We start from the raw sequence: 24,581 nt of genomic DNA on the forward strand, positions 1-24,581 counted from the left end.
ACCTTTTGTCAACTTTAACAAAAGTTTTAACTACATTAATTTACATTGGAATATTTTCATTAACATTAAATGCCCTTTGTTGCGTAATAACCTTGCATATCATTCGGATTTAGTGTTGTTGAATCGTGTCCGTTTTAGACGTAAATCAATTTCGCCAATCTATTTTGACAGGATTTGTCCGCGATTCCTCCCCCCAAGTAGGGGTATTTTCTTGATCTGTGACACGCTTTTGTTAATTACATCTGGAAAACGGCAACAATCCGTCCGGTTTTTTAACATTAGCAGGAAGTATTGAAACTGCAGCTAAAAACAGAGAAACAATGGTCGCTTTCAACCCAACTCATTGATTCATTTATCAATAAATTATTAAACTGCTTAAAATCCTTGTAAAATATAAAAAAAAAGAGCCACTGACCCCATTTTGTCGATCGGTGGCTCTTTTTTACACTTACATTTTGTTACCGGATTATTGTGATCGATATATGATAATTCGGCTTTATGAAACCAGAGAACTGTCTCCCCCTTCCGGGGTATATAGGGTTTCCGTGTTCCACGGATTATGGTCCTGGCTCAGCGACTGAAAAATCGCCTGCGCCAGTTCGTTTTCCCGCTGCGGATTGCAGCTCAGCACATAGTGGGTATCAGGCAAGCCCGGTAGGCCATCGCTTTTACCCGGAACGCGTAGCTCCGGACTCATCATTTCTACCGGACGCGCGGTGACGCCAAGGCCCGCTTTCACCGCCGCCTTCACCCCGGCTAAAGAACTGGCGGCATGCGCCAAATGCCAGGGAACCTGCGCAGCGTTCAGCGCGGAGATGATATCTTCGCGAAACGGCCCGGACTCTTCGAGCAGCACCAGCGGAACGGATTCACCCTGCGCCAGTACGTAATCCGCGGCGCAGTACCACAGCGTCGGCGAGGTACGCAGCGTCAGGACGTCAAATTCGCCGGTTTGATGCGTCGTTAATGCCAGGTCGATCTCGCCGCTGCCCAACTTCGCGACGATATCGGCGTAATTCAGGACCTTTATTTCCAGCGTCAGTTTGGGATAGAAGCTGCCGATTCGGTTGAGCAGGTAAGGCAGGATGGTATCCGCCGTTTCATCGGAAGCGCCGATAGTTAGCGTCCCCTGCAGGCTGCCAAACATCAGCGACATGCAGGCCTCATCATTAAAGCGCAGTATTTTGCGCGCGTAGCTGAGCAGTTGGATCCCCTGCTCGGTCAGTAATTTATTGCGCCCATGACGGGCGAAAAGCTCTTTGCCTACCAGTTGCTCCAGGCGCTGCATCTGCTGACTGACGGCGGACTGGGTACGACATACCGCGGCAGCGGCCGCCGCGAAGGTGCTCAGATCGGCGACGGCGACGAAGGTCCGCAGCAGATCGAGATCGAGATTCAGTATCGGACGATTTGCATTTATCATATTTCTTCACTTACAGGCGCTAATGCTGGCCTGCCTTGTTGATGCTGTATCCAGGTTTCCGGCTATTCCATGAGCCTCGTGCCGAGCGGACAAATTCCGCGGAGGACAACTGGAAGAACGTCATTGCATGTGAAAGCACTCGTTCGCGACAAATGTGCGAAAAATTTGAGTAATATTTTGTTCGTAGCTCTACGCATTTTTAATTACTGAGACTTCGGTTATGTGATGAATCTCAAACAAAGTCTGCAATAACAGATGTCGTTACGCCAGGAAGCCCGACACGCATAACAACGCCTGCTGAACACAAACAAAAAAGCCTGCAATAACAATATATTAATAAAATCACGCCGTTAAACAGAGGTTTACACGTCGATATTAACCGTCTTATCCTAACCGAAAACCACAATATTTATAAGCGCTAATCAGTATTATCTAAGGTAATTTTAAACTTTTTTGCAGCACTATAATTAAATTAACAAAAGCCGAAATAATCCATGCAATCAAATATACCTGATTCATTCATTGGCATGTTTTATTAAAAAAAATTAACATAGTTGCTACAGTCGCCATCGCCCTCTTTTTATTAGCATAGTGTCTTTTAGCGGTTAAAATTCCGGCAAACCGCTTTTTCCTTCAGCAACAAACCGGATAAACATCCATGTAATCACCTAATACGCGCAACATAAAACCATTCAAAAACCCATACCAGGCACATTATATAAAGAATAACGCCATTACACAGATAAATTCATTACTCTAAAAAAATACTATTAGCAAAATCTTCTCCTGTTAACCCTTCAAAACAGCGGGGATGCGGAGTACATTGTTCCGTGCTGACTTCCACGGCAGGGAGTGGCGATAACAGCTAAAAGGTCAAAGGTTCATGTCCCCTATCGAAAAATCCAGCAAGTTAGAGAATGTCTGTTACGACATCCGCGGTCCGGTTCTTAAAGAAGCAAAACGCCTTGAAGAAGAAGGCAACAAAGTACTCAAGCTGAATATCGGCAACCCGGCGCCGTTCGGCTTCGATGCGCCTGACGAAATCCTCGTCGACGTTATCCGCAATCTGCCGACCGCCCAGGGCTACAGCGACTCAAAAGGTCTCTATTCCGCCCGTAAAGCGATTATGCAGCACTACCAGGCGCGCGGGATGCGCGATGTTACCGTGGAAGATATCTATATCGGTAACGGCGTGTCCGAGCTGATCGTCCAGGCTATGCAGGCGCTGCTCAACAGCGGCGACGAAATGCTGGTTCCGGCTCCGGACTACCCGCTGTGGACCGCTGCGGTCTCCCTTTCCAGCGGCAAAGCGGTGCACTATCTGTGCGACGAATCTTCAGACTGGTTCCCGGACCTCGACGATATCCGCGCCAAAATTACGCCACGCACCCGTGGGATCGTCATCATTAACCCGAATAACCCAACGGGCGCCGTTTATTCCAAAGAACTGTTGCAGGAGATCGTCGAGATCGCCCGTCAGCACAACCTGATTATTTTCGCCGACGAAATCTACGACAAGATCCTGTACGACGATGCCGAACACCATTCGATCGCCGCGCTGGCGCCGGATATGCTGACCGTCACCTTTAACGGACTGTCGAAGACCTATCGTGTCGCCGGTTTCCGCCAGGGCTGGATGGTGCTTAACGGGCCGAAAAAGCACGCCAAAGGCTATATCGAAGGGCTGGAAATGCTGGCCTCGATGCGCCTGTGCGCCAACGTCCCGGCGCAACACGCTATCCAGACCGCGCTGGGCGGCTATCAGAGCATTAGCGAATTTATCATTCCGGGCGGGCGTTTGTATGAGCAACGCAACCGCGCCTGGGAGTTAATCAACGAGATCCCAGGCGTCTCCTGCGTCAAGCCGAAAGGCGCGCTGTATATGTTCCCGAAAATCGACGCCAAACGCTTTAATATCCACGATGACCAGAAAATGGTGCTCGATTTCCTTCTACAGGAGAAAGTGCTGCTGGTTCAGGGCACCGCCTTTAACTGGCCGTGGCCGGATCACGTGCGTATCGTCACCCTGCCGCGTGAAGATGACCTGGAAATGGCGATTTCTCGCTTTGGCCGTTTCCTCTCCGGCTATCATCAGCTTTAATCGCGCCGCCGCCGGTATTTGCATCCGGCGGCGATCCCTGCGCACAATGGAACCTGATGTTGTCACCGCTTAAGGGTTCCTATGAGTCAGAGTCATTTCTTTGCCCACCTCTCCCGCCTGAAACTAATTAACCGCTGGCCTTTGATGCGCAACGTGCGTACCGAAAACGTCTCCGAGCACAGTTTGCAGGTGGCGATGGTCGCCCATGCGCTGGCGGCAATTAAGAACCGCAAGTTTGGCGGCCAGGTCAACGCCGAACGTATTGCCCTGCTGGCGATGTATCACGATGCCTCTGAGGTACTCACCGGCGATCTGCCCACGCCGGTGAAATACTTCAATTCGCAGATTGCCCAGGAATATAAGGCGATTGAGAAAATCGCTCAGCAAAAACTGGTCGATATGGTTCCCGATGAGCTGCGCGATATCTTTGAGCCCCTGATTGATGAGCACCATTACAGTGAAGAAGAGCAGTCGATTGTGAAGCAGGCCGACGCCCTGTGCGCCTATCTGAAATGTCTTGAAGAGCTTTCTGCCGGCAATAATGAATTCCTGTTAGCCAAAGGTCGACTGGAAAAAACGCTGGAGTCTCGCCGTAGCCCGGAGATGGATTACTTTATGCAGGTGTTTGTCCCGAGCTTCCACTTGTCGCTCGATGAAATCAGCCAGGATTCACCGCTTTAATTTTCAGGCCGGGCATCCCCTGCCCGGCCTGAATGAATTAAAACGGAAAGAGTACCGGGATAAGCAGCACGCAGACCACCATCACCAGTACGGTGAAGGGCACACCGATTTTGACAAAATCACTAAACGAATATTTACCGGGTCCGAGCACCAGCGTGTTAACCGGTGAAGAGACCGGGGTCATGAAAGCCGCCGAAGCCGCCATCGCCACCACCATGGCAAAAGGATATGGCGAGACTCCCATCGATTTCGCCGCCGCCAGAGCAATCGGCGCCATCAGCACCGCCGTCGCGGTGTTAGAGATAAACAAACCAATCGCCGCGCACATCACAAACAGACAACCCAGCATCAAGTAGGGGCCTTTGCTCCCGGCGACGTCCATTAACCCCTGCACCACCAAATCCACGCCGCCGGTTTTCTGCAATGCCAGGGCAAACGGCATCATCCCCACAATCAAAATGATGCTCGGCCAGTGAATAGCCTTGTAGGCGCTCTCCGCATTGATGCAGCGAAACTTGCCCATCAACAGGCAGGCGATGATGGCAGCGATAGGGTTAGGGATTTCATCGGTAAGCATCAGCGCTACCATCAACACCAGGCAGAATATGGCGTGCGGCGCCTGACTGTGCGCTGGCGAAGCATCGTTGACCTCTACCGGCATATTCAGCACCACAAAATCGCGGCCACGTTTCGCCAGCATGGCTATCTGCCGCCAGTTGCCGACCACCAGCATAATATCGCCTAACTGGAGAGGTTCATCGACTACCGCCCCGTCGAGCGCTTTACCATCGCGCTTCAGGCCAACGATATTCAGACCAAAACGGGTACGAAAGGCCATCTCGCGCACTGTTTTACCGATAAGCTCTGAATCAGGGATTAACGAGACTTCAGCCATGCCGACGTCCAGCGCCTGATCGGCAAAGTATTCGCCGCGCAGCACCATCGGTTCGAGCATCTGCTCGCCACAGAACTGTCGCAAATCGACGTCGGAGGCTGACATATCGATCAGCAACACGTCACGGGCGCGAAACTCCGATACCCCGTTAACGTTGACAATCACCCGGCGAAAACGCCGCCAGCGTTCGACGCCGATAACGTTGGCGCAGTAGCGTTCACGCAGCTTTAAATCATCAAGCCGCTGGCCGATCATCGGCGAGCCCGGACGAATCGCCAGCCGGCGCGCCCTGCCGGTAAGGCGGTACTCTTTGATTAAATCACGAAAGGTGCTTTTCTTGCGCACATCGCGAGCGGCGCTGTCATCTTCGCTCTTCAGCATAAAGCGCATCACCAGCATATAGACGATACCCAACACCAGCACCACCAGGCCAATCGGGGTCACGCTGAAGAAGCTGAATCCATGCAACCCTTCGCGCAGCAGTTCACTGTTGACCACCAGGTTCGGCGGCGTCGCCACCAGGGTCATCATGCCGCTAATCAGCCCGGCGAAGCTCAGCGGCATCATCAGCCGCGATGGCGAGGTATTCATACGCAGCGAAACGCTGAGCACCACCGGAATAAATATCGCCACGACGCCGGTTGAGCTCATAAACGCGCCCAGCCCGGCAACGGTGAGCATCAGGTAGACCAGCATTTTGGTTTCGCTATTACCGGCAACCTTGACCAACCAGGAGCCCATTTTAGTCGCCACGCCGGTGCGCACCAGGCCATCGCCAATGATAAATAACGCAGCAATGAGAATGACGTTCGGATCGCTAAAGCCGGAGAAGGCTTCGCTGAGGGTTAACGTACCGCTAAGCACAAACGCCACAATGATCATCAGCGCGATGGCATCCATGCGCACCTTGCCGGTTGCAAACAAGACAACCGCGATGGCCAGTAGCGATAACACCCAAAACAATTCACCGTTCACAACTTATCCTTGTCTGAAGAGGGAGCCGAAATTGTGGCACAAAAAAGCCCCGGCGACGCGGGGCTAAGTCATGAGATTATGCTTTAAGATTCACCTGAACATTGCCGTCCGCCTGCCGTTCAATGCGCAAACTTTCGAGAGTCGTCAGCACCAGATCGGCTTCATCAAGACGCGGCGCATCCGCCGGAACGTTGACGGCGATGGTGTGGCATCCGGCAGCCAGCCCGGAAAGCAGCCCCGCCGGCGCATCTTCAACCACCGCGCACTGTTGCGCCGGTATCCCCAGCAGTTCAGCGCCGAGCAGATAAGCATCCGGCGCCGGTTTCCCCTTCTTCACCTGTTCGGCGGTGACAAACACTTTCGGCATCGGCAGACCTGCCGCGCGATGGCGGGCGTGAGCGACCGGAATCGACCCCGAGGTCACAATAGCCCAGGGGATACCGGCTTCATTGAGCGTATTCAGCAAGTTTAACGCGCCCGGCAGTGCGACAATGCCGTCGATATCGGTGGCTTCAATCTGCTCAAGGAAGCGGAACTCGGCCTGAATATCCTCTTCGCTGCGCCCCGGCATAAAATGGCGAATCGAAGTGATGGCCTGTTTACCGTGAATGAAACCGAGAATTTCATCATGCGGAATGCCGAAACGATCGCCCCATTTACACCATGAACGCTCGACAACCGGTAAAGAATCCACCAGCGTCCCGTCGAGATCGAACAGGAAACCTTTACACTGCACGGGCACCTCCATCAGGCATTAATAATTTGGTTAATTTCGTTACTACTCAAATGATACTGGCGCGGACAGGAGTGCCAGGCGGCCAGCATACGCTGGTATTTTTCCCACATCGGCGTCTGCGAGTTAAAGCCGTGAGTTCCTGCGTCGAAGTGGCTATAGCGCCCTTCTACATTGACCATAAAGCGCACATAGCCGAGATAACGGGCCTCGGTGGCGACATCAAAGCCAAGGAAGGTGACCCGGCGTTCATCAATACCGGACGCATCTTTGAGGTTGGTCCAGGAGACGTGCAGCGCGTGGTACATCTCCATGATATCGATAATCGTCCGGCAGGTTTCTTCCGTCAGTTGGCCAAATTCGCGGTCCAGCTCGCGCATTTGCAGCCCATATCCACGCTCGATGATGGTCTGTAGACGGCGGTAACGTTCAGCGTTGTCCGGGTCGAGCATAGTCATCATCTTGTACTGATTGGACAAAATCAGACGCTGCGCATTGGTCATTTCCATTTTTGACTCCTGTAGCACTTACGGCGTGAAATAAAGAAGGCGCATAAATCATGCGCCTTCTTTTATATGCGTTTTCCGTATGGAATTACAAATCATCAAGGAAAGTTTTATCCAGTTGTTTGAAGGCGCGCTTAAGCGTGTCAGCCAGCGCCTGGTAATCCGGCTTGCCGTCAACCGGCGCTAACGCCTGCCCGGCCTCTTGTAATTTGCCGCGCACTTCATAAAACCAGCTCAATATTGATGGCGGTAATGGCGTGACGGAACGCTTGCCCAACCACCACAGCCCCTGCATCGGCAGGCTTAAGGCAAATAGCGCGGTGGCGACGGCCGGGCCGAGCTGGCCGCCGAGCGCTATCTGCCAGCACAGGGTGAAGACCGCAACCGGCGGCATGATGCGAATCGCGTAGCGGGTGGCGCGAATAATGCGGTTTTCGATAAACACCGGCGCCAGCCGCTTATCGAGGGGCCAGGTCTTCGCATAGTGCTGCCCGCGACGAAACAAGCTAAAAAAGCTAACGGGGCGATTCTCAGGGGTCGACATGGCTATACCTCAACTTTACATATAAAACTTAAAATTTTCGTGCAAAACACCAACTGTGCATGACAACGTTCAAAAGATTTTGGCAATGGGTGCGGCAATCAGGTATCCTGTGCCCACCTGAGAGGGCGGTTAGACCCTTTTACCAGGTTAGTCAAATTATCGCATATTCTGCTGCTGGCGGAAAATTATGCAAAATGACATAAAATCATATGTACTTCCCTCATCGTGCCAGAAAACAGAACAAGGCATGATGTTAATCATAAATGTCGATGTCATCCTGCGCTACGCTTTGTGACACACTGATGTTTTTTTAGCCACGTATCATAAAAGGTACTTCCATGTCGAGTAAGTTAGTACTGGTTCTGAACTGCGGTAGCTCTTCCCTGAAATTTGCTATCCTGGATGCCGTTAACGGTGACGAATATCTCTCCGGTTTAGCCGAATGTTTCCATCTTCCTGAAGCCCGTATCAAATGGAAAATGGACGGCGGCAAACACGAAGCTGAGTTAGGCGCAGGCGCCGCTCACAGTGAAGCGCTGAACTTTATCGTTAACACTATTCTGGCACAAAAACCAGAACTGTCAGCACAGCTGACCGCAATTGGCCATCGTATCGTTCACGGCGGTGAAAAATACACCAGTTCCGTTGTCATCGACGATTCCGTTATTCAGGGCATCAAAGACTCCGCTTCCTTCGCACCGCTGCACAACCCGGCGCACCTGATCGGTATCGCTGAAGCGCTGAAATCCTTCCCGCACCTGAAAGACAAGAACGTTGCCGTGTTCGACACCGCGTTCCATCAGACCATGCCGGAAGAGTCCTACCTGTATGCCCTGCCGTACAGCCTGTACAAAGAGCACGGCGTACGTCGTTACGGCGCGCACGGCACCAGCCACTACTATGTGACTCAGGAAGCCGCTAAGGTTCTGAACAAGCCGGTTGAAGAACTGAACATCATCACCTGCCACCTCGGCAACGGCGGTTCCGTTTCCGCTATCCGTAACGGTAAATGCGTTGATACCTCCATGGGTCTGACCCCGCTGGAAGGTCTGGTGATGGGTACTCGCTCTGGCGATATCGACCCGGCAATCATTTTCCACCTGCACGACGCCCTGGGTATGAGCGTAGATGCTATCAACAAAATGCTGACCAAAGAGTCCGGCCTGCTGGGTCTGACCGAAGTCACCAGCGACTGCCGCTACGTTGAAGACAACTACGCGGATAAAGCTGACGCTAAACGCGCAATGGACGTTTACTGCCACCGTCTGGCGAAATACATCGGTTCTTACACCGCGCTGATGGACGGCCGTCTGGACGCCGTTGTCTTCACCGGTGGTATCGGTGAAAACGCCGCGATGGTTCGTGAACTGTCCCTGGGTAAACTGGGCGTTCTGGGCTTCGAAGTTGATCACGAGCGTAACCTGGCTGCCCGTTTCGGCAAGTCTGGCTTCATCAACAAAGAAGGCACCCGCCCTGCCGTGGTTATCCCGACCAACGAAGAGCTGGTGATCGCTCAAGACGCACACCGTCTGACCGCTTAATTCCACACCGCCAGCGATAATCCTGACTGCTTCGAGTTGCCACTTGAAGTATGAACGGTAAGCTGGCGGTGCTGTTTTGTATCCCGCCTAAAACTGGCGGTAACGAAAGAGGATATATCGTGTCCCGTACTATCATGCTGATCCCTACCGGAACCAGCGTAGGCCTGACCAGCGTCAGCCTCGGTGTTATCCGCGCTATGGAACGCAAAGGCGTTCGCCTGAGCGTCTTTAAACCTATCGCCCAGCCGCGTTCCGGTGGCGATACTCCAGACCAGACTACCACCATCGTTCGCGCCAGCTCTTCAACGACGACTGCCGCTGAACCGATGAACATGAGCCACGTTGAGTCGCTGCTGTCCAGCAACCAGAAAGACGTGCTGATGGAAGAGATCATCGCCAACTACCATGCCAACACTCAGGATGCTGAAGTGGTTCTGGTTGAAGGCCTGGTCCCGACTCGTAAACACCAGTTCGCTCAGTCTCTGAACTACGAAATCGCAAAAACGCTTAACGCGGAAATCGTCTTCGTGATGTCTCAGGGCACCGATACCCCGGAACAGCTGAACGAGCGTATCGAACTGACTCGCAACAGCTTCGGCGGCGCGAAAAACACCAGCATCACTGGCGTTATCGTTAACAAACTGAATGCTCCGGTTGATGAACAAGGCCGTACACGCCCTGACCTGTCCGAAATCTTTGACGACTCGTCTAAAGCGAAAGTCGTGAAGATCGATCCGGCCCAACTGCAGAATGGCAGCCCGCTGCCGGTACTGGGCGCGGTGCCATGGAGCTTCGATCTGATCGCCACGCGCGCTATCGACATGGCGCATCACCTGAATGCGACCGTGATCAACGAAGGCGACATCAATACTCGCCGCGTGAAGTCTGTAACCTTCTGCGCGCGCAGCATTCCGCACATGCTGGAACACTTCCGTCCGGGTTCTCTGCTGGTGACTTCCGCAGACCGTCCTGACGTACTGGTCGCTGCCTGCCTGGCGGCGATGAACGGCGTAGAAATCGGCGCTATCCTGCTGACCGGCGGCTATGAAATGGACGCGCGCATCAGCAAGCTGTGCGAACGTGCTTTCGCCACCGGCCTGCCGGTATTCATGGTTAACACCAACACCTGGCAGACCTCTCTGAGCCTGCAGAGCTTCAACCTGGAAGTACCGGTTGACGATCACGAGCGCATCGAGAAAGTACAGGAATACGTTGCCAACTATATCAACGCCGACTGGATCGAATCGCTGACCGCGACATCCGAGCGCAGCCGTCGTCTGTCTCCGCCAGCCTTCCGCTACCAGCTGACCGAGCTGGCGCGTAAAGCGGGCAAACGCGTCGTTCTGCCGGAAGGCGACGAACCGCGTACTGTTAAAGCGGCGGCCATCTGTGCCGAGCGCGGTATTGCAACCTGCGTGCTGCTGGGCAACCCGGATGAGATCAACCGCGTTGCGGCCTCTCAGGGCGTAGAGCTGGGCGCTGGTATTGAAATCGTCGATCCGGAAGTGGTTCGCGAAAGCTACGTGGCGCGTCTGGTCGAACTGCGTAAGAACAAAGGCATGACCGAAGCGGTTGCGCGCGAACAGCTGGAAGATAACGTGGTTCTCGGCACCCTGATGCTGGAACAAGACGAAGTCGACGGCCTGGTATCCGGCGCGGTTCACACCACCGCCAATACCATCCGTCCGCCGCTGCAGCTTATCAAAACGGCGCCGGGCAGCTCGCTGGTCTCTTCCGTATTCTTCATGCTGCTGCCGGAACAGGTTTACGTTTACGGCGACTGCGCGATCAACCCGGATCCGACTGCTGAACAGCTGGCGGAAATCGCGATTCAGTCCGCTGATTCCGCGATTGCCTTCGGTATCGAACCGCGCGTGGCGATGCTCTCCTACTCCACCGGCACCTCCGGCGCAGGTAGCGATGTAGAAAAAGTACGCGAAGCAACTCGTCTGGCGCAGGAAAAACGTCCTGACCTGATGATCGACGGTCCGCTGCAGTATGATGCCGCGGTAATGGCCGATGTTGCGAAGTCCAAAGCGCCAAACTCTCCGGTAGCTGGCCGCGCGACCGTGTTCATCTTCCCGGATCTGAACACCGGTAACACCACTTACAAAGCCGTACAGCGTTCCGCTGACCTGATCTCCATCGGGCCGATGCTGCAGGGTATGCGTAAGCCGGTAAACGACCTGTCCCGCGGCGCGCTGGTAGACGATATCGTCTACACCATCGCACTGACGGCGATTCAGTCTTCTCAGCAGCAGAAATAATCTCCCGCTGAGACAAAAAAGGCAGCCAAATGGCTGCCTTTTTTTTGACGCTAACGCGTAAAGGAAATTACGCTTCGTCTTCTTCCGGCTCGTCGCGATCGTGGCCGGTATTGCCCGCGTTACGGGTCATCCACAGCGCCAGCGCTTTCAGTGAATCGGCGGTGAACTCATCGCAGCGCGCGGTGATCTCTTCCGGCGTCAGCCAGCATACCTCGCTGACCTCTTCTTCCTGCAGGGCGAACGGGCCATGAGAAACACAGCTAAACAGGCTTCCCCAGACGCGGCAGTGTTTATCTTCGTAGTAGAATTGGCCGTGATCGGCAAAAGGCACGCCCGCAATCCCCAGCTCTTCTTCCGCTTCGCGGCGCGCGGAGTCCAGCAGCTGTTCATCCGCCTGCACCACGCCGCCTGCGGTCGCATCCAGCATGCCCGGCATGAAATCTTTGCTCTCGGTACGGCGCTGTACCAGAATCTTGCCCATCCCATCATGAACCACAATATAGGTCGCGCGGTGGCGCAGACACTGCGCGCGCATTTGCTCGCGGCTGGACTGTGCTATCACTTCATTGTTTTCATTAACAATATCGACCCATTCTGTGCTTGCCAAATGCTTCTGTTCCGCCATCAGGAAACCTTACTTTTAAGCGCTCTCGCGGCGCGTCTTTACGATTGAGGGGTAAATTACGGGTAAATCGCGGCCTCTGCAATAACCTGATTATCATTGAGTGCGAAAACCTGCAGCCGATCATCTTCCAGCATGCCGTAGCTGGCGGCAAAGCCGCCTTTCGGGATGCTCACAGAGCCAGGATTGAAGAGGAATACATCGCCGCGTTTCTCGGCAACCGGAATATGAGTATGACCATAAGCCAGTACATCGCCAGCAGCGAGCGGCGGCAAATTATCCGGACTATAGAGATGACCGTGGGTCAAAAACAGGCGGTAGCGTTCGCTAAGCACCTGCTGCCAGGGGGCAGTAATGGGGAAATGCAGCAGCATTTGATCGACTTCGCTATCACAGTTACCGCGGACGGCGATAATCCGCTGCGCGACGCTGTTCAGCCGCTCGGCGACCTGCGCCGGCGCATACCCTTCCGGCAGCGCGTTGCGCGGCCCGTGATTGAGCACATCGCCGAGGATAACCAGCCACTGCGCCCCGCTCTGCGCGAAGCGTTCCAGAACGCGTTCGGTCGCAGGCAGCGAGCCGTGAATATCGGATGCGAACATCAGTTTCATATCAACCCCTTACCAGACAATACGGTCTGTCTATGATAACGGAACTGCCTGCGCTTATCAGCCGCTACGTTTAGCTGACAGTGCGGCATAACGCTGAACAGATGCCCGTTGCCACTGGAAGGTCGCATAGTCCGCCAGCGCTTCCGGCACCTCATCGCCGTTCAGCACCAGACGGTTTAGCATCAGCGCAAGATCGGCATCGGCGATACACCATTCGCCAAACAGATTCTGTCCGCCATGCGCCAAAAGCGCGCCGGCGGTAGCGAAGAGTTTAGCCGCGCTGGTTTGCCCCGCAGCGCTAAGCGCAGGCTTCTTCGCGCCGCCAAACACCACGTCGGTAGAACGTTCTTCGCGGATGGGCATCAGATCGCTTCGCAGCCAGGCCTGCACCTGCCGCGCCCGCGCGCGTTTTTGCAGGTCGTGCGGATACAAGCGCTCCCATTCCGGCGGCGCAAAGCGCTCGTCAAGGTATTCGGTGATGGCCGAGGATTCGCTCAGCGAAAAATTATCCACTTCCAGCAGCGGCACACGCCGTGTCGCGGAGTAGCCCTTCCAGCCCGGCTGCAGATGCTCGCCGCTGTCGAGATTGACGGTTTTAAGGGTGAACGGCAGGCTTTTTTCCTGCAGCGCCACGTACACGGACATCACATAGGGGGAGAAAAAATCGGCATCGGACCACAGAGTAATAACAGGCTGATTCATGACATCCTCAATGAAGCCAGGGGGTGATAAATCAACATAGCTGGTCTGCTATAAGATGTCACTGGCAGCCACATGAGGATTTCGCAATTTTAATCTTTGCCCCGCGATGGCGCAGGTCGCCTATACTCGAAACGTTTGCGACCTTCGATGGCGGGAGACCTCATGATCGATCTTTACTACGCACCTACCCCCAACGGCCACAAAATCACTCTTTTTCTCGAAGAGGCGCAGCTGGCCTATCGCCTGATACGCGTCGATATCGGCAAAGGTGAACAGTTTCGCCCGCAGTTTCTGGCTATCTCGCCAAATAATAAGATCCCGGCGATCGTTGACCACGTTCCGGTCGACGGCGGTGCGCCGTTAAGCCTGTTTGAGTCAGGAGAGATCCTGCTCTATCTGGCGGAGAAATCGGGAAAATTACTAAGCGGCGAGCTGCGCGAGCGGCATACTACCCTGCAATGGCTATTCTGGCAGGTCGGCGGTCTGGGGCCAATGCTTGGGCAAAACCACCACTTTAACCATCACGCGCCTCAGGCTGTCCCTTACGCCATTGAACGCTATCAGGTCGAAAGTCAGCGCCTCTATGGCGTAATGAACCGACGTCTTGAAGCGAGTCCATGGCTGGGCGGCGAGCACTACAGTATCGCCGATATCGCCTGCTGGCCATGGATTAATGCCCACTCGCGCCAACGCATCGATCTTAGCCAGTTCCCGGCGGTGCATAACTGGTTTGAACGCATCCGCCAGCGCCCGGCAACGCAACAAGCGCTACTCAAAACGCAACAGTATTAATCCCCTGCTCGCAGGGCGTGCTTTCATGTATGATTGCGGAAATTACTACACGGAGGAAGCCTGCAATGTCTCAGCCAGACGCCATTATTCGTATTAAGAACCTGCGCCTGCGTACTTTTATTGGAATCAAAGAGGAAGAGATCGCCAACCGTCAGGACGTATTGGTTAATGTGGTGATTCACTATCCGGCCGATAAGGCTCGCGACAGCGAAGACATCAATGATGCCCTGAACTATCGCACCATTACTAAGCGCATCATCAGCCATATCGAGAATAACCGCTTCTCGCTGCTGGAAAAATTAACCCAGGATGTGCTCAATATCGCATGCGAACATCACTGGGTCACTTATGCTGAAGTAGAGATCGATAAACTTCACGCGCTGCGCTATGCCGACTCAGTATCAATGACCATGAGCTGGCGGCGCTAAAACGTTTGTAAGGGAGGCGGTATGAAAATCCTGCTCACTGGCGGTACCGGGCTCATTGGTCGGCATCTTATTACCAGGCTGCTGGAACTTGGGCACCAGCTCACGGTTTCCACCCGCAACCCTGAACACGCGAAAGCCCGTCTCGATCCCCGCGTCACGCTGTGGCGCGGTTTCGAGGGGCAAAACAACCTCGATGGCTTTGACGCCGTCATTAACCTTGCCGGCGAACCGATCGCCGATAAGCGCTGGACGGCAGAGCAAAAAGAGCGCCTGTGCCGCAGCCGCTGGGACATCACCCGGCAACTGGTCGCGTTATTTAAAGCCAGCGAAACACCACCCTCCGTGCTGATTAGCGGTTCCGCTACCGGCTATTACGGCGATCTCGGTGAAGTCGTGGTGACCGAGGAAGAGCCGCCGCACAACGAATTTACCCATAAACTTTGCGCCCGCTGGGAGCAAATCGCCTGTGAGGCGCAAAGCGATCGCACGCGCGTGTGCCTGTTGCGCACCGGCGTCGTATTAGCGCCGCGCGGCGGGATCCTGGCCAAAATGACGCCAGCGTTTAAGCTCGGCCTGGGCGGCCCTATCGGCGACGGTCGTCAGTATCTGGCGTGGATCCATATCGATGATATGGTGAACGGGATCTTGTGGCTGCTGGATAACGATCTGCGCGGCCCGTTCAATATGGTCTCACCCTATCCCGTACGTAACGAACAGTTTGCCCACGCGCTCGGCCACGCGCTCAATCGCCCGGCGATTTTCCGCGTTCCCGCCGCCGCCATTCGCCTGCTGATGGGAGAATCTTCAGTACTGGTGCTCGGCGGCCAGCGCGCGCTGCCTAAACGCCTGGAAGCCGCCGGCTTTAGCTTTCGCTGGTACGATCTGGAAGAGGCTCTGAAGGATGTGTTGAGCTAAGTCGATAAACGGGGAGCAACGGCTCCCCGTTCTCTTCCCTTGGGCGGAAGCCGCCTCGCAAATCGTTAATTCCTCGCTCTCCTTGCTACGCTTCTTGTGAAGCGCATTCCAACCGCAAAATTATTCTCCTGCCATAACGTCCTGACGAGGAATATACCCTCAAAAATCGTTGACAACCGTCAACACTCTTTTTATTCTGAGCAGGATTTGACGATGAAGGAACATCCGGACAAACATATCAGGAAGGCGATTGCTACGGCGCTGGCGCGGGGGTGGATATTGCTGCCTGCAGGTAAAAGCGCTCATTGCTTTGGCCGACTCGTCTGCGGCGTGGCTGAACACCGTGAACATATGATGAGCATTTGGTCGACGCCCGCCGTCCCTGAAAACCACGCCCGGCAAATAATCAGAATGGTCGAACGGTGTCCCATCCCGGCTACCGCGCGCACCATGCATAAGGAACGCTAAACGATGCCGATATTTAATTTTACGCTGACGCTGTCCGGCGTCACCAGTCAAACGCCAGGACTGGAAGATGCGCTCTTTGCCGCAGGCTGTAGCGACGCGCTGGTCTGCTTTTACGGTACTGCGGTCTACCTCGAGTTCGATCGCGAGGGCCAATCGCTGGAGCAGGCGGCTCTGTCCGCCATCCGCGATGTAGAAACCGCCGCCCTGCCAGATATCCGCGTGGAGTCCATCGATTCGACACTAGTCGGGCTGAGCGATATCGCCGAACTTATCGGCGTCTCCCGCCAGGCGATCGCGCTATTAAAAGAGGGCGCTCGCGGCAGCGGGCGGTTTCCCGGCCCCGTACAGCGCGTGAAGGGCAATTCCCCTCTCTGGCGCTGGAAATCCGTCGTTGAATGGTTAGTCGCGGAAAAGCGCATCGCCGCCGATTCGCCGATGGTGGCTAACGCTCTACTGCTGGATAGCCTCAACCTGGCGCTACAGCTTCGCCGTTCACCGGAAAATCACCGCGTGCAGCGCTACCTGCAAAGTCTGAGCGCCACTTCACCCACGGGCTGATTCGCGAGGGCGAGCATGTTACCCGGCACAGCATGGTGGTAAAGTAGGCTTTCGTTTTAGCTGATTAATTGCTTTATGACTACGATAACAACGCCCCGCCTGTTGCTTTCCCGCTTCACTCCGGCCGATTGGCCCTTTTTTCTGCGTCTGCGTCAGGACCCTGACGTCATGCGTTACATGGGTGAGGTGTTAAGCGAAACGGCGCTACACAGCGTGTTTGAATGCCGCTGCGAAGATGCCGGCGTCTTTGTATTGCGCGATTCTGCCGGCACGCCGCTGGGGGATATTGGTCTGCGCATCAGCGCGAAAAACCCGCACGAGGCCGACGTCGGCTACGCGCTACTGCCGCAAGCGCAGGGTCAGGGCTACGCCAGCGAAGCGCTGCGCGCGATTTGTGATTACGGCTTTACCACCCTTGGCATCCACGCCATTAATGCCTGGGTGCTTGGCAATAATTTGGGATCGTCCCGGCTGCTGGAAAAGCACGGTTTTGTACGCATTCAGGTGCTGGAAAATGCTTACCACCTCAACGGCGTGGATTACGATGATTGGATCTACCGGCTGGAGCGTTAAGTCATTCCCGGCGAGCAAACCCGCCGGGAAGAGGCGATTACTTCAGTGAACCTTTAAGGAACTGCTGCAGGCGCTGGCTTTTCGGGTTGCCGAACAGCTCGTCGGGATGTCCCTCTTCTTCGATTCTTCCCTGATGGAGGAAAATCACGTGTGAAGAGACGTGGCGGGCAAAACCCATTTCGTGGGTGACGACCACCATGGTTTTCCCCTCTTCCGCCAGTTTTTGCATAATACGCAACACTTCGCCCACCAGCTCCGGATCCAGTGCCGATGTCGGCTCATCAAACAACAGTACGTCCGGCTCCATCGCCAGCGCCCGAGCGATGGACACGCGCTGCTGCTGACCGCCGGAAAGATGTACCGGATATTTGATCTGCTGGCGTTCATCGATACCGACTTTCGCCAGATACTTCACCGCCCGCTCGCGCGCTTCCTGTTTGTTGAGGCCGAGCACCTGAATCGGCGCCTCCATAACGTTTTCCAGTACCGTCATGTGGCTCCACAGGTTGAAGTGCTGGAACACCATCGTCAGGCGCGTGCGCAGCAGACGCAGCTGGTTTTTATCCGCTACCTTCAACTGGCCGTCTTTATCGCGCACCAGGCCAATATTCTGCCCGTTGACGATAATCGTTCCTTCGCTTGGCTTCTCCAGAAAGTTGATGCAGCGCAGAAAGGTACTTTTACCGGAACCCGATGAGCCGATAATACTAATCACGTCTCCGGCCTTCGCTTTCAGCGAGACGCCTTTCAGCACCTCGTGCTCGCCGTAACGTTTATGCAGATCGATAACGCTTAATTTATTGTCGGTCATGGCTTTCTCAGTGCGTCGAAGAGGGTTTGATATGCTGCAACCAGCGCTTTTCCGCCTTGCGGAACAAGCTAATCAGCACATACGAAATAATTAAGTACAGTACCGCGGCGATGCCGAAAGCGGTAAACGGCTGATAGGTCGCTGAGTTAATATCACGCGCAATTTTCAGCAAATCCGGCACCGTGGCGGTAAACGCCAGCGCCGTCGAGTGCAGCATCAGAATGACTTCGTTGCTGTACGCCGGTAGCGCAATACGCAGTGCCGACGGCAAAATAATGCAGCGGTATAGCTTAACTGACGAAAAGCCGTAAGCCCGCGCAGCCTCAATCTCGCCCGGCGCCACCGAACGAATCGCCCCCGCAAAAATCTCGGTGGTGTAGGCGCAGGTATTTAAGGTCAATGCCAACACCGTACAGTTCAGGCCGCTGCGGAAAAACGCATTCAACAGATCGCTGCCTTTGACGATTTCCAGCGTATACATCCCGGAGTAAAACACCAGCAGCTGCACGTACAGCGGCGTGCCGCGGAAAATATAGGTAAACAGCCAGATCGGAAACTGAATATATTTATTGCTCGATACCCGCCCGATGGCGAGAAACACCGCGAGGATACCGCCCATCACCACTGAAGCAATCAACAGCCACAGGGTGATCGCCACGCCGGTAAAACGGTAACCGTCGGTCCACAGCAGGGATTTCCAGTACTCCTGAATAATTTCAATCACAGGTCAGCCCTCTTCACACCCACGGAGTAGCGGCGTTCAAGCAGCAGCAGCACACCATTGGAAATCGTGGTAAACACCAGATAGATCGCCCCGCAGACGATAGCGAAATAGAACGGCTGCCAGGTGCTTTTGCCCGCCAGCTGCGTTGCCTTCACCACGTCTTCCAGACCGAGCAGTGACACCAGCGCGGTGGCTTTGAGAATCACCTGCCAGTTGTTGCCGATACCGGGCAGCGCATAGCGCATCATCGCCGGAAACAGGATACGGCGGAACGTCTGCCAGCCGCTGAAGCCAAATGCCGTCGCCGCTTCAATATGGCCTTTCGGCACCGCCAGAAACGCGCCGCGGAAGGTTTCAGTGAAGTACGCGCCATAGATAAAGCCGAGGGTGATAATACCGGCGATCATCGGATCAATATCAAATTGCGCCATGCCTAATGCATCGGTGATGCTGTTAAGGGCGATCTGTAGCCCATAGAAAATCAGCAGCATCAGCACCAGATCCGGCACCCCGCGGATCAGCGTGGTATAGCCTTCAAACACCAGCGCCATAGGCCGGTTAGCGGATAATTTCGCCCCCGCGCCCACCAGCCCAATAAGGACCGCGAGCACTACCGAGCTAAGCGCCAGCTCAAGGGTGACCAGCGCGCCCTGAAAAATAACCTGTGAGAACCCGTACAGCATGCTGTCTGCCCTGTCTGTCATCGATCGCCGCACGTGAAAACGCGTGCGGCGAGGTACTAACGATGATTAGTCGCCGTACACGTTAAAGTCGAAATATTTCTTCGCCAGCTTGTCGTAAGTGCCGTCTTTACGCATCTCGGCGAAAGCTTTATTTAGCGCTTCACGCAGCTCGGTGTCGTCTTTACGCAGGCCCATGCCGGTACCGACGCCAAACAACTTCTCATCCTTAATGGACGGGCCACCAAACTGATAATCTTTGCCAATCGGCTGTTTGAGGAAACCTTCGCTGGCGGCGACCTCATCCTGGAACGCGGCGTCAATACGGCCCGCGGTCAGGTCGGAATAGATATTGTCCTGGCCCTGATAGGAGACAATTTCAATGCCTTTCGGCGCCCAGTGCTCGTTGCCGTAGGTTTCCTGAGTGGTGCCCTGCAGAACGCCAATGCGCTTGCCTTTCAGCTTGCTCAGGTCTGGCGTAATATCGCTGCCCTTTTTCACCACCAGACGGGAGTCAGCGGCATAAAGTTTGTCGGTGAAGGCAATTTCCTGCTGGCGCTTTTCGGTAATCGACAGCGAGGACATAATCGCATCGATTTTCTTCGCTTTTAACGAGGGGATCAGCGCATCCAGCGGGTTTTCAACGAAGGTACATTGGGTATTAATACGCTTACACAGCTCTTTCGCCAGATCGATGTCAAAACCGATCAATTGCCCCTGCGCATTCTTCGATTCGAACGGCGCATAAGTAGGATCGGTACCGATACGGATTTTCTGTGGAATAGCTGCGAATACCGTGGAAACGCTGGAAAGGGCCAGCGCCAAAGAAAGAGACAACGCCAGTTTTTTCATAATTATCCTCAACAGACTGTCATTCTAACGGGTTTATTAGAAGCACTTACGCCAGTTATCGTGCCATTATTCGCCCTGCCAAGGCAAAGCAAAATGCGCATGAAAGCAGATTTTTTTGCATCAGAAACGCTTAACTATGCATTTTATGAACAAAGAAAAACTGCTGCCGCCCCATTCTGGTGCAAGCTATCAACCGCTTGCACCTATCAAGGGCAACAATAACCGCGTCGCAATGGAGCGGCCTGGCATAACCAGACCGCTACAGTCTTAATCGCCGTAGACGTTAAAGTTGAAGTATTTCTTCGCCATTTTGTCGTAGGTGCCGTCTTTACGCATTTCACCCAGCGCTTTGTCGAAAGCGGCTTTCAGCTCGCCATCTTCTTTGCGCAGGCCGATGCCGGTACCATCGCCGAAGTATTTTTTGTCTTTAACGGAAGGACCGGCAAACGCGTAGTCTTTACCGGCAGGTTGTTTGAGGAAACCTTCACTGGCCGCGACTTCATCCTGCAGCGCCGCATCAAGGCGCCCTGCGGCGAGGTCGGAATAGATGAGATCCTGGTTAGCATAGGCGACAACATCCACGCCCTGGCTGCGCCAGCGTTCGTTGGCATAGGCCTCCTGAGTAGAGCCCTGCAGTACGCCAACATGCTTGCCTTTCAGCGACTCCAGCGTCGGCTGAATCGGCGAGCCTTTTGCGGCAATCAGTCGAGAGTCTGCCGCATACAGCTTGTCAGAGAACGCAATCTCCTGCTGTCGTTTTTCGGTAATCGATAGCGACGAGATAATTGCGTCGATTTTCTTCGCTTTCAGCGAGGGGATCAGCGCGTCAAAATCGCTGCCCACCCAGGTGCACTTCACCTTGATACGCGAGCACAGTTCATTGCCCAGATCGATGTCAAAGCCAATAAAGTTGCCCTTCGAATCCTTCGACGAGAAAGGCGCATAGGTGGTATCGGTGCCGATGCGGATACTTTGCGGCAGCGCCGCAGATACGCTGGCGGCGCTGCTGATTCCCGTGATTAACGAGAGAGCCAGGATCGTCTTCTTCATAGAAAGCCCTTAAGTGTCGTGATGTTGTTATGTTGTGCGCTGTCTGGTTATGTATGTTGCTGACGGTTCTTGCAGGTTTTATGCCATTTTCCCGGTGCGTGCCGGTAACAGCGTTAAATTTGTTAATATAAAGTTGCAAGATTGTCTTAAGAGGGAAGATACCAGCATTGGCGGATAAACCGCAGCGGCAAAACGCAAAAAAACAAATTAAATGTCGAGGATTTGATCAGGACAACAAAAATGCACCAGCGGAAGGCAAAGGTAAATAAAATGCACCAAACAGGTGCATCATACTCCGCCTTGCCAGCGGGTAAACAGGTCCTGCGGCAGGTCAATATCAAACTGATCGATCACCCGGTTAACCGTCTGATTAATCACATCATCCAGCGACTGGGGACGATGATAGAATGCCGGCACCGGCGGCATGATCACCGCGCCCATTTCCGCCGCCTGCACCATTAAACGCAGGTGCCCCAGATGGAACGGCGTCTCGCGTACGCAAAGCACCAGCGGGCGGCGCTCTTTTAACACCACGTCCGCCGCGCGGGTCAGTAGACCATCGGTATAGCTATTGACGATGCCAGAGAGCGTTTTCATCGAGCACGGTAGAATAACCATCCCGCTGGTTTTAAACGAACCGGAGGAGATGCTGGCGGCGATATCGCGCGCGTCATGTACCACATCGGCCAGCGCCTGCACTTCCCGCAGCGAGTAGTCGGTTTCCAGCGACAGCGTCTGACGCGCCGCCTGGCTCATTATCAGATGGGTCTCGACCTCCGCGACGTCACGCAATACTTGTAGCAGGCGTACGCCGTAAATCGCGCCGCTGGCGCCGGAAATGCCGATAATGAGTCGTTTCACGATGTTATACCCCTTGCGCATAGTGCCGCAGACTTTGCCGGATTATAGTCTCCGACGCAACCTGGCGGGTAAAAATAAAAAGGCCCGCGGTCCTCGAAAGACGGCGGGCCAGCGACAAGTGACGAATTAGCCTTCGTTATGCATCTCTAAGTTTTCAACTTCGGTTTGCAGTTGGACCGCTTTCGCATCGTCGTTGCGCAGGGAATCAAGATAATCGAGATACTGTTGGTCTACGTCTTTGGTGACGTACACGCCGTTAAAGACCGAACACTCGAACTGCTGAATGTCCGGGTTTTCTGCGCGCACCGCTTCGATCAGATCGTTCAGATCCTGGAAAATCAGGCCGTCAGCGCCGATGATCTGACGGATCTCGTCAACTTCGCGACCGTGGGCGATAAGCTCGTTGGCGGTCGGCATATCGATACCGTAAACGTTAGGGAAGCGAATTTCCGGCGCCGCGGAGGCCAGATACACTTTCTTCGCACCGGCTTCGCGCGCCATTTCGATAATCTGTTCAGAGGTGGTGCCGCGAACGATAGAGTCGTCCACCAGCAGCACGTTCTTATCACGGAATTCGGCGCGGTTGGCGTTCAGCTTACGGCGCACGGACTTACGGCGCAGCTGCTGGCCCGGCATGATAAAGGTACGGCCAACATAGCGGTTTTTGACGAAACCCTGACGATAGGGTTTATCGAGGATACGGGCAATCTCCAGGGCGATATCGCAGGAGGTTTCCGGGATCGGAATAACGACATCGATATCCAGATCTTCCCACTCGCGGGCAATTTTCTCGCCAAGCTTCGTGCCCATGTTCACACGGGCGCTATAGACGGAAATCTTGTCGATAAAGGAGTCCGGACGCGCGAAATAGACGTATTCGAACAGGCACGGGTTGCTGACCGGGTTTTCCGCACATTGACGGGTAAACAGCTGGCCTTTCTCGGTGATGTAGACCGCTTCGCCCGGCGCGACGTCGCGCAGAAACTCAAAGCCCAATGTATCCAGCGCCACGCTTTCGGAGGCGACCATATACTCGGTGCGGCCATCGCCGATATCGCGCTTGCCGAGCACCAGCGGACGAATACCGTTCGGGTCGCGGAAGGCGACCATGCCGTGTCCGATAATCATCGCCACGCAGGCGTATGCGCCGCGGATCTGGCGGTTCGTCGCGGCAATCGCGGCGAAAATGTTATCGGCTTCCAGCGGGTAATGACGGAAATTATCCAGCTCACTGGCAAAGATATTGAGCAGAATTTCGGAATCGGAGGTGGTGTTGATGTGGCGGCGTTTTTCTTCAAACAGCTTTTGACGCAGCTCGTGGGCATTGGTCAGGTTGCCATTATGGGCCAACGTAATGCCGTAGGGCGAGTTAACGTAAAAAGGCTGCGCTTCAGAAGCGCTGGAACTGCCTGCCGTTGGGTAACGGACGTGGCCAATCCCCATATTTCCCTGCATACGCTGCATGTGGCGCGCTTCGAACACATCGCTCACCAGCCCGTTAGCTTTACGCAAACGGAAGCAGTTATTTGCATCAATGGTGATGATGCCCGCGGCATCCTGCCCACGATGCTGAAGCACCGTTAACGCGTCATAAATCGACTGGTTTACCGGCATAACACCGGCGATACCGACAATACCGCACATACGTCTTTTCCTCGTTAAGCTACATCCCAACGCTTATGCTTTGGGCAAGAAACTTGACGAGCTCTGCAGATAGTCAAAGAACCATCTGATAACGAAACTGAACTGCGGGATAAGCTCAGACTTTTGCCAGTCTTCACTTTTTGCCATACCGGTGAAGCTATCGAGAAAGAACAGAATAGCGGAGACGATCAGCACGCCGCGCAGGGCGCCAAAACAGATCCCCAACACCCTGTCTGTTCCTGACAGACCGGTTTTCTCTACCAGAGCGCCTATCACATAGTTAACGATAGCGCCGACGATAAGCGTTGCGATAAACAATATCGCGATAGCAATCCCATTTCGGACCAGTTCGTCTTCAAAGCCCGTGAACCAGACAGCCAGGTAAGTGTAGTAATGACTGGCGACAAAGAAGGCACATCCCCATGTCACCAGCGATAACGCTTCACGAACAAAGCCGCGGATAAGGCTAACCAAACAGGAAAAACCAATTACCGCAATAATGGCGTAATCAATCCAGACCATATACATCCCACGATTTTACGCCCTGTCGTCCGGTTCGGGGCGCATTCTAACAGAAAAAGAAAACGTTTGCGTAGGGATTTCCGTGCCCTACAGAAATAAAAA

At 54.3% G+C, this 24,581-nt stretch carries 27 protein-coding genes; 11 read left to right on the forward strand and 16 right to left on the reverse strand.

The features are described 5' to 3' along the window. Positions 1-496: 496 nt before the first annotated feature. Positions 497-1,423, reverse strand: coding sequence for a LysR family transcriptional regulator (locus tag ABLU80_RS11950; RefSeq protein WP_015365584.1), 927 nt, complete (start codon positions 1,421-1,423; stop codon positions 497-499). An 883-nt stretch (positions 1,424-2,306) separates the two neighbouring features. Between ABLU80_RS11950 and alaA the strand changes: the two genes are divergently transcribed. Continuing rightward, positions 2,307-3,524: an alanine transaminase AlaA gene (alaA, locus tag ABLU80_RS11955; RefSeq protein WP_015365583.1), complete on the forward strand. Its 1,218-nt coding sequence runs from the start codon at positions 2,307-2,309 to the stop codon at positions 3,522-3,524. A gap of 81 nt (positions 3,525-3,605) precedes the next feature. Then, complete coding sequence (gene yfbR, locus ABLU80_RS11960) at positions 3,606-4,205, forward strand: 5'-deoxynucleotidase (RefSeq protein ID WP_015706162.1); 600 nt, start codon at positions 3,606-3,608, stop codon at positions 4,203-4,205. Between the two features lie 37 nt (positions 4,206-4,242). Here the strand turns inward: yfbR and ABLU80_RS11965 are convergent, their stop codons facing one another. From ABLU80_RS11965 to yfbV, 4 genes are all read right to left on the reverse strand, one after another. Beyond that, positions 4,243-6,075, reverse strand: a complete 1,833-nt coding sequence (locus ABLU80_RS11965; RefSeq protein ID WP_047063997.1) for an SLC13 family permease — start codon at positions 6,073-6,075, stop codon at positions 4,243-4,245. Between the two features lie 76 nt (positions 6,076-6,151). Beyond that, a complete protein-coding gene (locus tag ABLU80_RS11970; protein ID WP_047063996.1) occupies positions 6,152-6,811 on the reverse strand; it encodes a sugar phosphatase in 660 nt (219 codons plus the stop codon). Positions 6,812-6,822: 11 nt separating this feature from the next. After that, the gene (locus ABLU80_RS11975; protein WP_015365579.1) at positions 6,823-7,317 is read right to left on the reverse strand and encodes a YfbU family protein; all 495 of its coding nucleotides are present in this window, start codon (positions 7,315-7,317) and stop codon (positions 6,823-6,825) included. 85 nt (positions 7,318-7,402) lie between these two features. Continuing rightward, a complete protein-coding gene (gene yfbV / locus ABLU80_RS11980; RefSeq protein WP_045376925.1) occupies positions 7,403-7,858 on the reverse strand; it encodes a terminus macrodomain insulation protein YfbV in 456 nt (151 codons plus the stop codon). A gap of 338 nt (positions 7,859-8,196) precedes the next feature. Between yfbV and ackA the strand changes: the two genes are divergently transcribed. Further along, entirely contained in the window at positions 8,197-9,399 is a 1,203-nt protein-coding gene (gene ackA / locus ABLU80_RS11985; protein ID WP_015365576.1) for an acetate kinase, read from the forward strand. A 119-nt stretch (positions 9,400-9,518) separates the two neighbouring features. After that, positions 9,519-11,666, forward strand: coding sequence for a phosphate acetyltransferase (pta, locus tag ABLU80_RS11990; protein WP_026612251.1), 2,148 nt, complete (start codon positions 9,519-9,521; stop codon positions 11,664-11,666). 67 nt (positions 11,667-11,733) lie between these two features. Here the strand turns inward: pta and yfcD are convergent, their stop codons facing one another. From yfcD to yfcF, 3 genes are read right to left on the reverse strand one after another with little or no spacing between them, the layout of a single operon-like run. Next, positions 11,734-12,291, reverse strand: coding sequence for an NUDIX hydrolase YfcD (yfcD, locus tag ABLU80_RS11995; RefSeq protein WP_015365574.1), 558 nt, complete (start codon positions 12,289-12,291; stop codon positions 11,734-11,736). A 56-nt stretch (positions 12,292-12,347) separates the two neighbouring features. Further along, positions 12,348-12,899: a phosphodiesterase gene (gene yfcE, locus ABLU80_RS12000; protein WP_015365573.1), complete on the reverse strand. Its 552-nt coding sequence runs from the start codon at positions 12,897-12,899 to the stop codon at positions 12,348-12,350. Between the two features lie 57 nt (positions 12,900-12,956). Then, a complete protein-coding gene (yfcF, locus tag ABLU80_RS12005) occupies positions 12,957-13,601 on the reverse strand; it encodes a glutathione transferase (RefSeq protein ID WP_015365572.1) in 645 nt (214 codons plus the stop codon). A gap of 162 nt (positions 13,602-13,763) precedes the next feature. Here yfcF and yfcG point away from each other — a divergent pair, with 162 nt between their 5' ends. From yfcG to ABLU80_RS12035, 6 genes are all read left to right on the forward strand, one after another. Continuing rightward, entirely contained in the window at positions 13,764-14,393 is a 630-nt protein-coding gene (gene yfcG, locus ABLU80_RS12010; protein WP_015365571.1) for a GSH-dependent disulfide bond oxidoreductase, read from the forward strand. A gap of 65 nt (positions 14,394-14,458) precedes the next feature. After that, a complete protein-coding gene (folX, locus tag ABLU80_RS12015) occupies positions 14,459-14,821 on the forward strand; it encodes a dihydroneopterin triphosphate 2'-epimerase (protein ID WP_015365570.1) in 363 nt (120 codons plus the stop codon). A gap of 21 nt (positions 14,822-14,842) precedes the next feature. Beyond that, a complete protein-coding gene (locus ABLU80_RS12020) occupies positions 14,843-15,736 on the forward strand; it encodes a TIGR01777 family oxidoreductase (protein WP_059476463.1) in 894 nt (297 codons plus the stop codon). Positions 15,737-15,949: 213 nt separating this feature from the next. Beyond that, a complete protein-coding gene (locus ABLU80_RS12025; RefSeq protein WP_032706104.1) occupies positions 15,950-16,204 on the forward strand; it encodes a hypothetical protein in 255 nt (84 codons plus the stop codon). 3 nt (positions 16,205-16,207) lie between these two features. Beyond that, entirely contained in the window at positions 16,208-16,762 is a 555-nt protein-coding gene (locus ABLU80_RS12030; RefSeq protein ID WP_015365568.1) for a hypothetical protein, read from the forward strand. Positions 16,763-16,837: 75 nt separating this feature from the next. Continuing rightward, positions 16,838-17,335, forward strand: a complete 498-nt coding sequence (locus tag ABLU80_RS12035; RefSeq protein ID WP_047056548.1) for a GNAT family N-acetyltransferase — start codon at positions 16,838-16,840, stop codon at positions 17,333-17,335. 37 nt (positions 17,336-17,372) lie between these two features. On the opposite strand, the gene hisP is transcribed toward ABLU80_RS12035, so the two are convergent. The 5 genes from hisP to argT all read right to left on the reverse strand — a co-directional run bounded on the left by hisP (position 17,373) and on the right by argT (position 21,452). Further along, positions 17,373-18,146, reverse strand: coding sequence for a histidine ABC transporter ATP-binding protein HisP (hisP, locus tag ABLU80_RS12040; RefSeq protein WP_015365566.1), 774 nt, complete (start codon positions 18,144-18,146; stop codon positions 17,373-17,375). A gap of 7 nt (positions 18,147-18,153) precedes the next feature. Then, positions 18,154-18,870 carry an ABC transporter permease gene (locus tag ABLU80_RS12045; RefSeq protein ID WP_015365565.1) on the reverse strand — a complete coding sequence of 239 codons (717 nt, stop codon included), beginning with the start codon at positions 18,868-18,870 and terminating at the stop codon, positions 18,154-18,156. After that, the gene (locus tag ABLU80_RS12050; protein ID WP_015365564.1) at positions 18,867-19,553 is read right to left on the reverse strand and encodes a histidine ABC transporter permease HisQ; all 687 of its coding nucleotides are present in this window, start codon (positions 19,551-19,553) and stop codon (positions 18,867-18,869) included. Before ABLU80_RS12050 ends, ABLU80_RS12045 begins: the two co-directional genes overlap by 4 nt. Before the next feature lie 66 nt (positions 19,554-19,619). Next, positions 19,620-20,402 (reverse strand): histidine ABC transporter substrate-binding protein HisJ, encoded by a 783-nt coding sequence (gene hisJ / locus ABLU80_RS12055; protein WP_015365563.1) that lies wholly within the window; start codon positions 20,400-20,402, stop codon positions 19,620-19,622. Between the two features lie 267 nt (positions 20,403-20,669). Further along, positions 20,670-21,452, reverse strand: coding sequence for a lysine/arginine/ornithine ABC transporter substrate-binding protein ArgT (gene argT, locus ABLU80_RS12060; protein WP_348850005.1), 783 nt, complete (start codon positions 21,450-21,452; stop codon positions 20,670-20,672). A gap of 49 nt (positions 21,453-21,501) precedes the next feature. Between argT and ABLU80_RS12065 the strand changes: the two genes are divergently transcribed. Further along, positions 21,502-21,630 (forward strand): hypothetical protein, encoded by a 129-nt coding sequence (locus tag ABLU80_RS12065; RefSeq protein WP_161798742.1) that lies wholly within the window; start codon positions 21,502-21,504, stop codon positions 21,628-21,630. 110 nt (positions 21,631-21,740) lie between these two features. On the opposite strand, the gene ABLU80_RS12070 is transcribed toward ABLU80_RS12065, so the two are convergent. The 3 genes from ABLU80_RS12070 to cvpA all read right to left on the reverse strand — a co-directional run bounded on the left by ABLU80_RS12070 (position 21,741) and on the right by cvpA (position 24,479). Then, positions 21,741-22,313: a UbiX family flavin prenyltransferase gene (locus ABLU80_RS12070; RefSeq protein WP_020078233.1), complete on the reverse strand. Its 573-nt coding sequence runs from the start codon at positions 22,311-22,313 to the stop codon at positions 21,741-21,743. 126 nt (positions 22,314-22,439) lie between these two features. Continuing rightward, entirely contained in the window at positions 22,440-23,957 is a 1,518-nt protein-coding gene (purF, locus tag ABLU80_RS12075) for an amidophosphoribosyltransferase (RefSeq protein ID WP_015365559.1), read from the reverse strand. A gap of 33 nt (positions 23,958-23,990) precedes the next feature. After that, positions 23,991-24,479: a colicin V production protein gene (cvpA, locus tag ABLU80_RS12080; RefSeq protein ID WP_015706172.1), complete on the reverse strand. Its 489-nt coding sequence runs from the start codon at positions 24,477-24,479 to the stop codon at positions 23,991-23,993. Between the last annotated feature and the right edge of the window lie 102 nt (positions 24,480-24,581).

It is taken from the genome of Klebsiella sp. CN_Kp104 (genome assembly GCF_040064515.1).
GTDB classification, from domain to species: domain Bacteria; phylum Pseudomonadota; class Gammaproteobacteria; order Enterobacterales; family Enterobacteriaceae; genus Klebsiella; species Klebsiella aerogenes.

Excerpts from the sequence above, each read along its gene's own strand:
- hisP (WP_015365566.1), bottom strand. The coding sequence starts at position 18,146 with ATGACCGACAATAAATTAAGCGTTATCGATCTGCATAAACGTTACGGC.
- yfcG (WP_015365571.1), top strand. The coding sequence starts at position 13,764 with ATGATCGATCTTTACTACGCACCTACCCCCAACGGCCACAAAATCACT.
- ABLU80_RS12035 (WP_047056548.1), top strand. The coding sequence starts at position 16,838 with ATGACTACGATAACAACGCCCCGCCTGTTGCTTTCCCGCTTCACTCCG.
- ABLU80_RS12065 (WP_161798742.1), top strand. The coding sequence starts at position 21,502 with ATGTATGTTGCTGACGGTTCTTGCAGGTTTTATGCCATTTTCCCGGTG.
- yfbV (WP_045376925.1), bottom strand. The coding sequence starts at position 7,858 with ATGTCGACCCCTGAGAATCGCCCCGTTAGCTTTTTTAGCTTGTTTCGT.
- cvpA (WP_015706172.1), bottom strand. The coding sequence starts at position 24,479 with ATGGTCTGGATTGATTACGCCATTATTGCGGTAATTGGTTTTTCCTGT.
- ABLU80_RS11975 (WP_015365579.1), bottom strand. The coding sequence starts at position 7,317 with ATGGAAATGACCAATGCGCAGCGTCTGATTTTGTCCAATCAGTACAAG.
- argT (WP_348850005.1), bottom strand. The coding sequence starts at position 21,452 with ATGAAGAAGACGATCCTGGCTCTCTCGTTAATCACGGGAATCAGCAGC.
- yfbR (WP_015706162.1), top strand. The coding sequence starts at position 3,606 with ATGAGTCAGAGTCATTTCTTTGCCCACCTCTCCCGCCTGAAACTAATT.
- yfcE (WP_015365573.1), bottom strand. The coding sequence starts at position 12,899 with ATGAAACTGATGTTCGCATCCGATATTCACGGCTCGCTGCCTGCGACC.
- ABLU80_RS11950 (WP_015365584.1), bottom strand. The coding sequence starts at position 1,423 with ATGATAAATGCAAATCGTCCGATACTGAATCTCGATCTCGATCTGCTG.
- folX (WP_015365570.1), top strand. The coding sequence starts at position 14,459 with ATGTCTCAGCCAGACGCCATTATTCGTATTAAGAACCTGCGCCTGCGT.
- yfcF (WP_015365572.1), bottom strand. The coding sequence starts at position 13,601 with ATGAATCAGCCTGTTATTACTCTGTGGTCCGATGCCGATTTTTTCTCC.
- yfcD (WP_015365574.1), bottom strand. The coding sequence starts at position 12,291 with ATGGCGGAACAGAAGCATTTGGCAAGCACAGAATGGGTCGATATTGTT.
- ABLU80_RS12030 (WP_015365568.1), top strand. The coding sequence starts at position 16,208 with ATGCCGATATTTAATTTTACGCTGACGCTGTCCGGCGTCACCAGTCAA.
- ABLU80_RS12025 (WP_032706104.1), top strand. The coding sequence starts at position 15,950 with ATGAAGGAACATCCGGACAAACATATCAGGAAGGCGATTGCTACGGCG.
- hisJ (WP_015365563.1), bottom strand. The coding sequence starts at position 20,402 with ATGAAAAAACTGGCGTTGTCTCTTTCTTTGGCGCTGGCCCTTTCCAGC.
- purF (WP_015365559.1), bottom strand. The coding sequence starts at position 23,957 with ATGTGCGGTATTGTCGGTATCGCCGGTGTTATGCCGGTAAACCAGTCG.
- ABLU80_RS12020 (WP_059476463.1), top strand. The coding sequence starts at position 14,843 with ATGAAAATCCTGCTCACTGGCGGTACCGGGCTCATTGGTCGGCATCTT.
- alaA (WP_015365583.1), top strand. The coding sequence starts at position 2,307 with ATGTCCCCTATCGAAAAATCCAGCAAGTTAGAGAATGTCTGTTACGAC.
- ackA (WP_015365576.1), top strand. The coding sequence starts at position 8,197 with ATGTCGAGTAAGTTAGTACTGGTTCTGAACTGCGGTAGCTCTTCCCTG.
- ABLU80_RS12050 (WP_015365564.1), bottom strand. The coding sequence starts at position 19,553 with ATGCTGTACGGGTTCTCACAGGTTATTTTTCAGGGCGCGCTGGTCACC.